The 12,482-nt window shown below is 70.4% G+C and carries 10 protein-coding genes and 1 tRNA gene; 3 read left to right on the plus strand and 8 right to left on the minus strand.

The genetic code is table 11. The features are described 5' to 3' along the window. Positions 1-30: 30 nt before the first annotated feature. Positions 31-261: a DUF4287 domain-containing protein gene (locus tag M4D82_RS13775; RefSeq protein WP_249766326.1), complete on the plus strand. Its 231-nt coding sequence runs from the start codon at positions 31-33 to the stop codon at positions 259-261. Between the two features lie 115 nt (positions 262-376). On the opposite strand, the gene M4D82_RS13780 is transcribed toward M4D82_RS13775, so the two are convergent. Both M4D82_RS13780 and M4D82_RS13785 read right to left on the minus strand, forming a co-directional pair. Next, positions 377-1,231: a Bax inhibitor-1/YccA family protein gene (locus tag M4D82_RS13780; RefSeq protein WP_249766327.1), complete on the minus strand. Its 855-nt coding sequence runs from the start codon at positions 1,229-1,231 to the stop codon at positions 377-379. Positions 1,232-1,389: 158 nt separating this feature from the next. Next, positions 1,390-1,471, minus strand: a tRNA-Leu gene (locus M4D82_RS13785). A 405-nt stretch (positions 1,472-1,876) separates the two neighbouring features. Between M4D82_RS13785 and M4D82_RS13790 the strand changes: the two genes are divergently transcribed. Further along, positions 1,877-2,641, plus strand: coding sequence for an ABC transporter ATP-binding protein (locus M4D82_RS13790; RefSeq protein ID WP_249771779.1), 765 nt, complete (start codon positions 1,877-1,879; stop codon positions 2,639-2,641). Positions 2,642-2,778: 137 nt separating this feature from the next. After that, positions 2,779-5,325 (plus strand): ABC transporter permease, encoded by a 2,547-nt coding sequence (locus M4D82_RS13795; protein WP_249766328.1) that lies wholly within the window; start codon positions 2,779-2,781, stop codon positions 5,323-5,325. A 125-nt stretch (positions 5,326-5,450) separates the two neighbouring features. Here M4D82_RS13795 and M4D82_RS13800 read toward each other — a convergent pair whose 3' ends face one another. From M4D82_RS13800 to eno, 6 genes are all read right to left on the minus strand, one after another. Beyond that, positions 5,451-6,833 (minus strand): SAM-dependent methyltransferase, encoded by a 1,383-nt coding sequence (locus M4D82_RS13800; protein WP_249766329.1) that lies wholly within the window; start codon positions 6,831-6,833, stop codon positions 5,451-5,453. A gap of 153 nt (positions 6,834-6,986) precedes the next feature. Then, positions 6,987-8,372 (minus strand): NAD(P)/FAD-dependent oxidoreductase, encoded by a 1,386-nt coding sequence (locus tag M4D82_RS13805; protein WP_249766330.1) that lies wholly within the window; start codon positions 8,370-8,372, stop codon positions 6,987-6,989. 504 nt (positions 8,373-8,876) lie between these two features. Continuing rightward, positions 8,877-9,848, minus strand: coding sequence for a Ppx/GppA phosphatase family protein (locus M4D82_RS13810; protein WP_249766331.1), 972 nt, complete (start codon positions 9,846-9,848; stop codon positions 8,877-8,879). After that, positions 9,845-10,408 carry a DUF501 domain-containing protein gene (locus M4D82_RS13815; protein WP_249766332.1) on the minus strand — a complete coding sequence of 188 codons (564 nt, stop codon included), beginning with the start codon at positions 10,406-10,408 and terminating at the stop codon, positions 9,845-9,847. Before M4D82_RS13815 ends, M4D82_RS13810 begins: the two co-directional genes overlap by 4 nt. Positions 10,409-10,509: 101 nt before the next feature. Continuing rightward, positions 10,510-10,998 carry an FtsB family cell division protein gene (locus M4D82_RS13820; protein ID WP_249766333.1) on the minus strand — a complete coding sequence of 163 codons (489 nt, stop codon included), beginning with the start codon at positions 10,996-10,998 and terminating at the stop codon, positions 10,510-10,512. 100 nt (positions 10,999-11,098) lie between these two features. Then, a complete protein-coding gene (gene eno / locus M4D82_RS13825) occupies positions 11,099-12,385 on the minus strand; it encodes a phosphopyruvate hydratase (protein WP_249766334.1) in 1,287 nt (428 codons plus the stop codon). Positions 12,386-12,482: the final 97 nt, after the last annotated feature.

The following is a 12,482-nucleotide window of genomic DNA, read 5'->3' on the forward strand; positions in this document are numbered from 1 at the left end:
ACAGCACGGCACTACCTTCCGGAGGCGCCCATGTCCGTAGAGTTCTCCGAGCGGACCCACCGCAACATGATCGACAGAATCCCCCAGACCACCGGTCGTGACATCTCCGACTGGCTCCGCACCGTCGACGAAGGCCCCTCCCTCGTCCGGTTCGAGGAGAAGGTCAGCTGGCTGCGCGGCGCGCACGAGCTGTCGTACGGCCAGGCCAAGGCGATCATCCACGAGTACGACCTGCGCAGAGCCGCCCGCAGGTTCGGCTGACCCCGATCCCCGATCCCCGATCCCGATCCCCGATCTCGACCCCTCCACACGCGGGAAGGCCCCGCGAGCGGTGTGCTCGCGGGGCCTTCCCCCTGCTCAGGGCTTACCGGTACGACTAATCGTCGCCCGAGAGGAGCTGGAACAGGCGCAGCAGCTCCAGGTAGATCCACACCAGGGTCAGGGTGAGGCCGAAGGCCGCCAGCCAGGCCTCCTCGCGCGGGGCGCCGTAGGTCACGCCGTCCTCGACCTGCTTGAAGTCCAGGGCGAGGAAGCAGGCACCGAGGAGGACACCGACGATGCCGAAGACGATGCCGAGGCCGCCGCTGCGGAAGCCGAGACCGTCGCCGCCGCCGAAGAGGGCGAACAGCGAGTTGGCGAGCATCAGCAGGACGAAGCCGAGCGCGGCCGCCATCACGAAGCCGGTGAAACGGCGGGTGACGCGGATCCAGCGCATCTTGTAGGCGAAGAGCACGGCGGCGAAGACGCACATCGTGCCCAGGACGGCCTGGACGACCACGCCGGGGCTGATGTAGGTGCTGGTCACCATGCTGATGACGCCGAGGAAGACACCCTCGAACGCCGCGTAGCCGAGGATCAGCGCGGGGGACGCCTTGCGCTTGAAGCTCTGGACCATCGCGAGGACGAACGCCACGATCGCGGAGACGATCGCGATGCCGTACGACACGCCCATGCGGGCGGGGTCGACCGGCAGGGTGATCCAGGCGAGGGTGGCGGTGACGATCAGGGTGCCGAGCGTCATGGCCGTACGGCTCACGACGTCGTCGATCGTCATCGCGTTGCCGCGGACCGGGGCCGCCGGCATGCCGGTGGTCGGGTCGGTGGCGTAAGGATTCGTCGCGTACGGGTTGGTCGCGGACCCGGCCTGCGCGGTCTGCGCCTCGAAGCCCGCGTAGCCGCCGTTGTCGCGGCTGAACCCCCGTCGCGAGAAGACCGGGTTACTGCTCCTCATCTCACTCCTCCATGGCCACCGTGCGCGGCCTTGCGTCAAGAGTAATGCGCTCGCAAAGAAAGCACCCTACTGCTGGAGGAGGATCTTAGGAGAAGGCGCGGCGACGCGCATGAGGATAAAAGGGAGATCTGCCCGAGTGCGCGCAGAACGCGCTGAAGTGCCCGGAGCCGGACTTGAACCGGCACGGCCCGAGGGCCAGCGAGGTTTAAGCTCGCCGTGTCTGCATTCCACCATCCGGGCAAGGCGCGGCGGGCCCCTGTAGAAAAGCCTTGAACGCTATGCCGAGCCTATCCGGATCCTCCGTGCGCGCAGACGGCCGTCTATCCGATGTTGTCTGATTTTATTGGTGATTGAGGGCCCGTCAGGCCCGATAAGTCACGGTCGACCCCCGTCCGGAGGTGACGGTTCGTCGCCCCGTGATTGACGGAATTTCGCCGCCCCGCGCCACCCCTCGCGCCACCCCCGGCCTCCCCCGGCCACCCCGGCTTGTCATACCAGAGGAGGATCCTCAGCCGGCCGCGGTCAGACTCCAGTGGGCCAGGGAACGGTCACCGCGACTGATCCGCGACGGGGTGCGCGGCGGTGACGATGGAAGGGTCCCGCCCCAGGCAGCAGCCGCTCGACAGGAGTACCTCCGTGACCGCCATGAACTACGCCCCGCACACCACCCAGGCCGTGGCCGCCCGCGCGGACCGGCTGTCCAAGGTGTACGGCCAGGGCGAGACCCAGGTGGTCGCACTGGACAACGTCTCCGTCGACTTCGCCCAGGGCCAGTTCACCGCGATCATGGGCCCCTCGGGCTCCGGCAAGTCCACGCTGATGCACTGCGTCGCCGGCCTGGACACCTTCAGCAGCGGTTCGGTCCGCATAGGCGACACCGAGCTGGCCAGCCTCAAGGACAAGCAGCTCACCCAGCTGCGCCGGGACAAGATCGGCTTCATCTTCCAGGCCTTCAACCTGCTGCCGACGCTGACCGCGCTGGAGAACATCACGCTGCCGATGGACATCGCCGGCCGCAAGCCCGACCGGCAGTGGCTCGACACGGTCATCGAGATGGTCGGCCTGTCCGGCCGGCTCTCCCACCGCCCCACCCAGCTCTCCGGCGGCCAGCAGCAGCGCGTGGCCGTCGCCCGCGCCCTCGCCTCCCGTCCCGAGATCATCTTCGGTGACGAGCCCACCGGAAACCTGGACTCGCGCTCCGGCGCCGAGGTCCTCGGCTTCCTGCGCAACTCGGTGCGCGAGCTCGGCCAGACCGTCGTGATGGTCACGCACGACCCGGTCGCCGCCTCCTACGCCGACCGCGTCATCTTCCTCGCCGACGGCCGCATCGTCGACGAGATGCCGCACCCCACCGCCGACGGCGTGCTCGACCGGATGAAGGCCTTCGACGCCAAGGGCCGCACCAGCTGACCCGGGCCGGCCCGGCCCGACGGCCGGCGCCCCCGAAGCCCTCCCGAAGCCCCTGACACCCCCCTGCCGCCGCACCGTGCCGCAGCGGGCCACAGCGGGGCTTCCTCCAGACTTTCCAGCCCCAGGACTGAGACCCCATGTTCCGTACCGCCCTGCGCAACGTCCTCGCGCACAAGGCCAGGCTGCTGATGACGGTGCTCGCCGTCACCCTCGGCGTCGCCTTCGTCTCCGGCACCCTCGTCTTCACCGACACCCTCAGCAAGGCCATGTCCAACCAGTCCGCGAAGTCCTACGAGGGCGTCGCGGTCTCCGTCACCGACTACGGCCGCCCCCGCGGCGAGGACGGACAGAAGCAGGGCGAGCCCGGCATCGGGCAGCAGACCCTCGACAAGATCAAGGCCGTCTCCGGCGTCGACACCGTCTCCGGCCGCGTCCAGGGCTTCGCGGGCGTCGGCGACGAGAACGGCCGGCTGATCGGCAGCGGCTGGGCCAACGCCGGCTCCAACTTCGCCCCCGTCAAGGACGGCAAGGACCCCCGCTACACCTTCACCGACGGCTCCGGCCCGCTCAAGGACGACCAGGTCGCCCTCGACAAGGACAGCGCCGCCAAGGGCACGTACAAGGTCGGCGACAAGATCCGCGTCGCCACCAACGGCCCGGTCCGCGAATTCACCCTCACCGGCGTCTTCACCACCGAGGACGGCGCCGTGAACGCCGGCGGCAGCCTCGTCCTGTTCAACACCAAGATCGCCCAGGAGCTCTACCTCCAGCCCGGCTACTACAGCGAGCTGTCGATCAGCGCCAAGCCCGGCGTCACCGCCGACCGACTGCTCGGCGACGTCAAGCCGCTCCTGTCGAAGAGCTCCGAGGCCAAGACCGGCGCCGCGCTCGCCGCCCAGCAGGCCAAGGACATCGAGAAGGCCATGTCCGGCATGAGCACCGGCCTGCTGATCTTCGCCGGTGTCTCGCTCTTCGTCGGCGTCTTCCTCATCTACAACACCTTCACCATGCTGGTCGCCCAGCGCACCAAGGAACTGGCCCTGCTGCGCGCCATCGGCGCCAACCGCGGCCAGGTCAAGCGCTCGGTCCTCGCCGAGGCCGGCGTCGTCGGCCTGGTCTCCTCCGTCATCGGTCTGGCCTGCGGCATCGGCCTGGCGGTCGCCATGCGCTCCGCGATGGACCTCTTCGACGCGAAGATGCCCGCCGGCTCGCTGATCATCGCCCCGACCACCGTCGTCGTCGCGCTGGTCATCGGCGTCCTGATCACCATGCTGGCCGCCTGGCTGCCCGCCCGCCGCACCGCCCGGATCGCGCCGGTCGCCGCCATGGGCAGCGCCCACCTCCCCGCGACCATGAAGTCCCTGGTCCTGCGCAACAGCGTCGGCGCCGTCCTCGCCGTCCTCGGCGTCGGCGTGGTCTTCCTGGGCGTGAGCCAGAAGAGCGACGGCCGCACCACCATCGCGGGCGGTGCCTTCTTCCTCCTCATCGGCCTGTTCGTCCTGCTGCCGATGCTGTCCCGCCCGGTCATCGCGCTGGTCCGCCCGCTGCTGGTGAAGGTGTTCGGCGTCTCCGGCAAGCTCGCCGCGCAGAACGCCGTGCGCAACCCGCGCCGCACCGCCGTCACCGCCGCCTCGCTGACCATCGGCCTGACCCTCGTCACCGCCATGTCGGTCATCGGCATCACCGTCGGCCAGGCAGTCGACAAAGCGACAACGCAGAACATCAAGGCCGACTACCGGGTCACCATGGCCGGCGAGGGCATGAACCTCGACAAGTCCGTGCTCCCCGCCCTGGAGAAGGGCAAGGGCGTCACCGCCGTCTCCCCCAAGACCTCCGAGTACATCAAGCTCGGCGACTCCATGCAGGGGGTCAGCGGCGTGAACCCGACCGCGCTCCCCGAGGTGCTGCGGGTCAAGACCACCTCCGGGGACCTCGCCTCCCTCGGCCAGGGCAAGCTGATGGTCTCCGACGTGGAGGCCAGGAAGAAGGGCCTCACGGTCGGCTCCACCCTGAACGCCGAGTACGACGACGGACAGGGCGGCACCCTCCAGGTCGGCGCGATCTACGAGGGCAAGGGCCACCAGCTCGGCGACTACGTCCTCGACAACAAGGTCCTCGCCGCGCACAACGAGGAGCAGTACCTGCCCGAGGTGTTCGTGAAGACCTCCGGCGGCACCTCCGAGGCCAACCGGCAGGCCGTGGTCGACGCGCTCGGCAAGAGCCCCGCCATCAAGGTCGTCAACCAGACCGAGATGCGCGACGAGATGGCCGGGATGATGAACACGGCGCTGAACATCATGTACGGGCTGCTCGGCATGGCGCTGATCATCGCGGTCCTCGGCGTGATCAACACGCTCGCCATGTCGGTGTACGAGCGCCAGCAGGAGATCGGCATGCTGCGCGCGGTCGGCCTCGACCGGGGCCGGGTCAAGAACATGATCCGCCTGGAGGCCGTCGTCATCTCCCTGTTCGGCGCGGTGATCGGCATCGGCGTCGGCGTCTTCCTCGCCTGGGCCGGCGGCAAGACCATCGCGAGCTCCATCCCGGGCTACGCGCTGGTCATCCCCTTCGACCGGATCGCGGTGTTCTTCGCGCTCGCCGGACTGGTCGGCGTCCTCGCCGCCATGTGGCCGGCCCGCAGCGCCGCCCGGCTGAACATGCTGACGGCCATCAAGACCGAGTAACGCGACCAGGTACGGCGTACGCCGTACGATGTACGCCGTACGGTGTACGTGATGAAGTGGCGGGGCCCCGGGGTGCGTACCCCGGGGCCCCGCCGCGTTCCGGCGGGCCGGTCCCCACCCGGTGCCTACGCGCCCCAGACGCGCGTCCGCAGCGGCAGCCCCGAGGTGCCGCCCGTGACGGGGCGGACGGCCAGGACCTGGTTCACGCCGAGGCGGCCGTGCTCGAAGCCCAGCGCGGACGCCGCCATGTACAGCAGCCACACCCGGGCCCGGCCCGGCGAGGTGAGCCGTACGGCCTCCTCCCAGCGCTCCTCCAGGCGCGCGACCCAGGCCCGCAGCGTCAGCGCGTAGTGCTCGCGCAGGCTCTCCACGTCGCGGACCTCGAAGCCGGCCCCCTCCAGTTCGCCGACGGTGGTGCCGAGCGGGGACAGCTCCCCGTCGGGGAAGACGTAGGCGTCGATGAACTCGTCGATGCGGTACGCCTCCTCGTCGGGCTCCGGCGGGCGGGCGATCTGGTGGTTGAGCAGGCGGCCGCCGGGGCGCAGCAGGGCGTGCAGGGTGCGGGCGTACTCGCGGTAGCGGTCGGCGCCGACGTGTTCGGCCATCCCGATCGAGGAAATGGCGTCGTAGGGGCCGTCCTTGACGTCGCGGTAGTCCTGCACGCGGATCTCGATCCGGTCGGTCAGGCCGGCCTCGGCGACGCGCTTGCGGGCGTACGCGGCCTGCTCGCCGGAGAGGGTGATGCCGGTGACGCGGACGTCGTACTCACGAGCCGCGTGCAGGGCCATGGAGCCCCAGCCGCAGCCGACGTCCAGGAGCCGGTCGCCGGGCTTCAGGGCGAGCTTGCGGCAGACCAGGTCGAGCTTGTCGCGCTGGGCGTCCTCCAGGGTGCCGCCGGGGGTCCAGTAGGCGCAGGAGTAGACCATCGAGGGGCCGAGGACGTGGCCGTAGAACTCGTTGCCGACGTCGTAGTGGTGGCTGATGGCCGCCCGGTCGCGGATCTTGGTGTGCCGGGGGCCGGAGCGGCGCGCGACCTCCTCGGAGGGCGGCGCGGGCGCGGGCCAGGGGCGCGCGAGGGCGAGCAGGTCCCGTACGGCGGCCCGGCCGGCCGGATCACGCAGCAGGGCGGCCGTCCCGGCGGCTTCGCAGGCCCGTACGGGCAGGTGGGGGCGCAGGGCGGCGAGCCGGGCGAGCCCGGTGCGGGCGGGCGTCGGGGCGGCCTCGGGAACGGGGGCGTGCTCGCGCTCCCAGAGCAGGCCCGCGACCCGGTCCAGTACGTCGAAGAGGTCGCCGTCGACGGTCAGTTCACCGGCCACCCAGGCGCGGGCGAGGCCCAACTCCCCCGGCTTCCACAGGATCCGACGCAGGGCGCGGCGGTGGTTCAGCACCAGGGTCGGCCCGGTGGGCGGGCCGGCCTCGCTGCCGTCCCAGGCCCGTATGCGTACGGGCACGGGGGCGCCGAGCAGGGTCTCGGCGAGCGCGGCCAGCCGCGGCGCGGCGTCGGTCATCGTGGGCACCTCCAGAAAGCTCCGGTCGAACGCCCTACCCGGTGCGCGCCCCGGACATGCCGAAGGGGCCGTCCGCACCACGGATGGCGGACGGCCCCTTCAGTGAGGTTCCGTTGAAGCTCCAGTTCCGCCCCTCTGGAGGGGCGGACCGGGTCAGGAGGCCTTGGCCTTCGCGGCCGGTGCCGCGGCGGCGGCCGGAGCCGGCGCCGGCTTGGCGGCCTCGTAGAACTCCTCGCGCGGGGTCTCCAGGGCTCCGAGGGAGACGACCTCACGCTTGAGGAACATGCCGAGGGTCCAGTCGGCGAAGACGCGGATCTTGCGGTTCCAGGTCGGCATGGCCATGCCGTGGTAGCCACGGTGCATGTACCAGGCGAGCCGGCCCTTGAGCTTGATCTTCATCTTGCCCATGACGATCATCGCGACGCCCTTGTGGAGGCCGAGGCCCGCCACCGCACCCTTGTTGGAGTGCGCGTACTCCTTCTGCGGGAAGCCCCGCATGCCGGAGACGACGTTGTCGCCGAGGACCTTGGCCTGGCGCAGCGCGTGCTGGGCGTTCGGCGGGCACCAGGCGTTCTCGACGCCGGCCTTGCGGGACGCGACGTCCGGGACCTGGGCGTTGTCGCCGGCGGCCCAGATGTAGTCGGTGCCCTGGACCTGGAGGGTCGGGGCGGTGTCCACGTGGCCGCGCGGACCGAGCGGCAGGCCGTAGCGGGCCAGCGCCGGGTTGGGCTTGACGCCCGCGGTCCACACGATCGTGTTGGAGTCGACCTCAAGGCCGTTCTTCAGCATGACGTGGCCGTCGACGCAGGAGTCCATCGAGGTGTTGAGGTAGATCTCGATGCCGCGCGATTCGAGGTGCTCCTTGCCCCAGGTGCCGAGCTTGGGCCCGACCTCGGGGAGGATCTTGTCGGCCGCGTCGACCAGGATGAAGCGCATGTCCTCGCGCTTGATCGTGGAGTAGTACTTCGCGGCGTCGCGGGCCATGTCCTCGACCTCGCCGATCGTCTCGGCGCCGGCGAAGCCGCCGCCGACGAAAACGAAGGTGAGGGCCTTGCGGCGGACGTTCTCGTCCGTCGTGGACTCGGCCTTGTCGAGCTGCTCCAGCACGTGGTTGCGCAGGCCGATGCCCTCTTCGACGCCCTTCATGCCAATGCCCTGTTCGGCGAGGCCGGGGATCGGGAAGGTGCGGGAGACGGCGCCGAGCGCGATCACCAGGTAGTCGAAGGGCAGCTCGTACGCCTCGCCGACCAGCGGCGTGACGACGGCGACCTTGCGGTCCTGGTCGATGGTCGTGACCCGGCCGGTGAGAACCTCAGCCTTGGGCAGCACGCGTCGCAGCGGGACGACGACGTGCCGAGGCGAGATGCTGCCTGCGGCCACTTCGGGGAGGAAGGGCTGGTAGGTCATGTACGAGCGCGGGTCGACGACCGTGACGGTCGCCTCGCCGTAGCGCATCTTCTTCATGATGCGCTTGGCTGCGTACAGGCCTACGTACCCACCTCCTACAACGAGGATCCTGGGACGCTCCGTGGTGCTCATGGAATGAGTATCCAGCACCCTCAGGGGTGATGCTCGTGAGCCCCTTCACAAGGTGCTGTGAGGTCTCTGCTACACTCCGCCGCCCACGTGACCCAGATCATGACGCACGACGGGAACCACGGTGCGACGGGAGTCGTTGTTCACCCGGTCTGAACTGGCCCGTAGGCCTGAAACGGAGTCGACCGCGGAGGTTCGTCCTTACCTCCGATACGAAACCCGCAGCCTCCGTTCATCGCACAATTGAGCGCCGAAACGGCCCTCTGACCCCCGGAAGGGGCCGGAACGGCCCTTCCGTTGACCCGCCGGACGTCTTTTCCTTGTGAAGAACTTCACGAAGTTCGTTCGGACGAGAGGACTTTCGGCCCCGAACGAGCCTCCCCTCAGACCCCGTCCACCCCCGATCCACCCCCACTCAGCCCCCGGACCAGCCCCTTGCACCGCCGGGCGAAACGGCGCAGCGGCGCTCCGGGGTCCGGGGCGCCGCTGTTCCTCTGGGTGAACCGGTCAGGACCGCCGCTGATCGGCCACGGCCTCTTCGGCGGTTTTGATGGCGATGCCGTCGAGGATGTCGTGTTCGGAGACGACGACCTCGCGGGCGCCGACGCGTTCCATGATGGCCAGCAGGACCAGGGCCCCGGCGCCGATCACGTCCACCCGGCCCGGGTGCATCACCGGGATCGCGGCGCGCTCGGCGTGGGTGGAGGTCAGCATCCGCTCGCTGATCGCGCGGACCTGGTCGTAGGAGATCCGGGAGTGGTGGATCGCCTCGCTCTCGTACGCGGGCAGGCCCAGCGCGATGCCGGCCACCGTGGTGACCGAGCCGGCGAGGCCGACCAGGGTGCGGGCCTCCTCCAGCGGGACCGTCTCGGCCGCGAGGTCCAGGGCCGCCTCGATGTCGGCGCGCATGGCGGCGATCTGCGCCTCGGTCGGCGGGTCCGTGACGACCCCGTCCACGACCAGGTGGCGTTCGGTCATGCGGACACAGCCCACGTCCACGGAGCGGGCCGCCCGGACGTGTGTGTCGCCGACGACGAACTCGGTGGAGCCGCCGCCGATGTCCACCACCAGGAACGGCTGCTCCAGGTGGTCGGCGCCGACGAGCTCCTTGGTGGCGCCGACGAAGGAGAACTCCGCCTCCTGGTCCCCCGAGATCACCTCGGGCTCGACGCCCAGGATCTCCACGACGCCGCGCACGAATGCGTCGCGGTTCTCGGCGTCGCGGGAGGCCGAGGTGGCCACGAAGCGCAGCCGCTCGGCGCCCAGCTCCTTGATCACCACCGCGTACTCGCGGCAGGCCGCGAAGGTGCGCTCCAGGGCCTCCGGAGCCAGCCGGCCGGTCTTGTCGACACCCTGACCCAGTCGGACGATGATCATCCGTCGGTCCAGCTCGACGAGCTCACCCGTGGCGGCGTCGTAGTCGGCGACGAGCAGGCGGATGGAGTTCGTACCGCAGTCGATGCCCGCGACCCGCGTCACGCGCCCGCCTCCGCGTCCGTACCCGGGCGCTGCGCCGCCTTGTCCGCGCACGGCGTGACGCAGGCGCCCTTGGCCCACCACTCCGGCAGCATCGCGAGCGCCTCGTCGCCGAACGGGTTCACCCCGGGGCCCGCGGCCAGCGAGTGGCCGACCAGCACGTGCAGGCACTTGACGCGGTCCGGCATGCCGCCGGCGCTCGGGAAGCCCTGGAGCACCTCGATGGCGTCGCGCCGCCGGATGTAGTCCTCGTGGGCCTTCCGGTAGGCGGCGGCCAGCTCCGGGTCCTCGGCGAGGCGGGCCTGCATCTCCTTCATCACGCCGTTGGCCTCCAGCGTGCCGATCGCGGAGGCCGCGCGCGGGCACGTCAGGTAGTACAGCGTCGGGAAGGGGGTGCCGTCGGGCAGCCGCGGGGCGGTCTCGACGACGTCCGGCTGACCGCAGGGACAGCGGTGCGCGATGGCGCGCAGCCCGCGCGGGGGGCGGCCGAGCTGCTGCTGGAACGCGTCGATGTCCGCGTCGGTGGGCTCGGTCCGGTCGGTCTGGGGCGGGGGCGTCTGCATGCCTGGAGGAAGTCTCTTCGTTCGGTCGTACGGGGTGGGTGGGCCGGAGCGTGCGCGTCGGTCGGCCGGTCGGTCTCCGGTGCGGTCGGTCTCCGGTGCGGTCAGTCGCCGGGGCGGTCGGCCTTGTCGACGCCGTCCCAGACGTTGGAGTACCAGGGGCGGTCGGACCCGCTCTGTCCGGCGCGGCGGTGTTCCGCGGCCTCGGCGCCGGGGTCGGTCATGATGTAGCCGATCTCCCCCGGGCGCAGGAAGTGCAGGTGTTTGCGCGCCTGCTGCTCGGCGTAGGCCGGGTCCTGCCAGCGGGCCTTCTCGTCGCGCAGCTGTTCGAGGCGTCTGCGCGCGTCGTCGGCGGCCCGCTGCTGGTCCGCGATCTCCGAGCGCTGGGAGACGTACTGGCGCATCGGATACGCGAGGGCGACGACCAGCGTACAGAGGACGAGGACCAGCAGGGCCGCGCGGCCGGTGAGCCGACTGCGGCGGATGTGCCGGCGCGACTGCGAGCGGTAGACGTGCGCGGCGGTCCGCTCGCCGAGTTGCCGCAGGCGGGTCGCCGTCGAGAAGGTGGAGAACCGATCCCGGTTCCCGGCCATGGTCCCGCCTCCCCTGTGCGCGCGCTACGCAATACGTCCCCGCACACGGTACGGGACCGAGTGCGGGGACGCAGGGAAGCCAGGCCCCGGGGCCGGTGGATCAGCCCTTGAAACGCGGGAAGGCGCTGCGGCCCGCGTACACGGCCGCGTCGTCGAGGATCTCCTCGATGCGCAGCAGCTGGTTGTACTTGGCGACGCGGTCCGAGCGGGCCGGGGCGCCGGTCTTGATCTGGCCGCAGTTCACGGCGACGGCGAGGTCGGCGATGGTGACGTCCTCGGTCTCGCCGGAGCGGTGCGACATCATGCACTTGAAGCCGTTGCGCTGGGCCATCTCGACGGCGTCGAGGGTCTCGGTCAGCGAACCGATCTGGTTGACCTTGACGAGCAGGGCGTTCGCGGAGCCCTCCTCGATGCCGCGGGCCAGGCGCTCGGGGTTGGTGACGAAGAGGTCGTCGCCGACGATCTGGACCTTGGAGCCCAGGCGGTCGGTGATGGTCTTCCAGCCGGCCCAGTCGTCCTCGAACAGCGGGTCCTCGATGGAGACCAGCGGGTACGCCTCGACGAGCTCGGCGTAGTAGTCGGTCATCTCGGCGGCCGAGCGGGACTGGCCCTCGAACTCGTACTTGCCGTCCTTGTAGAACTCGGACGCGGCGACGTCGAGCGCGAGCGCGATGTCCTTGCCCGGGGTGTAGCCGGCCTGCTTGATGGCCTCGACGATGAGGTCGAGCGCGGCGCGGTTGGACTCCAGGTTCGGGGCGAAGCCGCCCTCGTCACCGAGACCGGTGGAGAGGCCCTTGGTGTGCAGGACCTTCTTGAGGGTGTGGTAGACCTCGGCGCCCCAACGGAGGGCCTCGGAGAAGGACTCCGCGCCGATCGGGGCGATCATGAACTCCTGGATGTCCACGTTGGAGTCGGCGTGCGACCCACCGTTGAGGATGTTCATCATCGGAACGGGCAGCAGGTGCGCGTTCGGGCCGCCGAGGTAGCGGAAGAGCGGCAGGTCCGAGGCCTCGGACGCGGCGTGCGCGACGGCCAGCGAGACGCCGAGGATGGCGTTGGCGCCGAGGGAGGCCTTGTTGTCGGTGGCGTCCAGGTCGAACATGGCCTGGTCGATCAGACGCTGCTCGGTGGCGTCGTAGCCGACGAGCTCCGGGCCGATCTGCTCGATGACGGCGAGGACGGCCTTCTCGACACCCTTGCCCATGTAACGGTCGGGGTCACCGTCGCGGAGCTCGATGGCCTCGAAGGCACCGGTGGAGGCGCCGGACGGAACGGCAGCACGGCCGGTGCTGCCGTCGTCGAGGCCCACCTCGACCTCGACCGTGGGGTTGCCTCGGGAGTCCAGGATTTCCCGGGCTACGACGACGTCGATGGACGGCACGAGCATCTCCTTCTGGGATGTGACGCTGGGTGTGCGGTGGCGTGTCGGGCCGTGGGCCGGCCCTGCCGACTAGAGCCTAACCGGCTCCGGGCACTCGACCGGC

Origin of the sequence: Streptomyces sp. RerS4 (genome assembly GCF_023515955.1) — a bacterium.
In the GTDB taxonomy this organism is placed as follows: Bacteria; Actinomycetota; Actinomycetes; order Streptomycetales; family Streptomycetaceae; genus Streptomyces.

What these genes read in the sequence shown, in the direction of transcription:
- M4D82_RS13775 (WP_249766326.1), top strand. Translation starts at nt 31, where the DNA reads ATGTCCGTAGAGTTCTCCGAGCGGACCCACCGCAACATGATCGACAGA.
- M4D82_RS13780 (WP_249766327.1), bottom strand. Translation starts at nt 1,231, where the DNA reads ATGAGGAGCAGTAACCCGGTCTTCTCGCGACGGGGGTTCAGCCGCGAC.
- M4D82_RS13790 (WP_249771779.1), top strand. Translation starts at nt 1,877, where the DNA reads ATGAACTACGCCCCGCACACCACCCAGGCCGTGGCCGCCCGCGCGGAC.
- M4D82_RS13795 (WP_249766328.1), top strand. Translation starts at nt 2,779, where the DNA reads ATGTTCCGTACCGCCCTGCGCAACGTCCTCGCGCACAAGGCCAGGCTG.
- M4D82_RS13800 (WP_249766329.1), bottom strand. Translation starts at nt 6,833, where the DNA reads ATGACCGACGCCGCGCCGCGGCTGGCCGCGCTCGCCGAGACCCTGCTC.
- M4D82_RS13805 (WP_249766330.1), bottom strand. Translation starts at nt 8,372, where the DNA reads ATGAGCACCACGGAGCGTCCCAGGATCCTCGTTGTAGGAGGTGGGTAC.
- M4D82_RS13815 (WP_249766332.1), bottom strand. Translation starts at nt 10,408, where the DNA reads ATGCAGACGCCCCCGCCCCAGACCGACCGGACCGAGCCCACCGACGCG.
- M4D82_RS13820 (WP_249766333.1), bottom strand. Translation starts at nt 10,998, where the DNA reads ATGGCCGGGAACCGGGATCGGTTCTCCACCTTCTCGACGGCGACCCGC.
- eno (WP_249766334.1), bottom strand. Translation starts at nt 12,385, where the DNA reads ATGCTCGTGCCGTCCATCGACGTCGTCGTAGCCCGGGAAATCCTGGAC.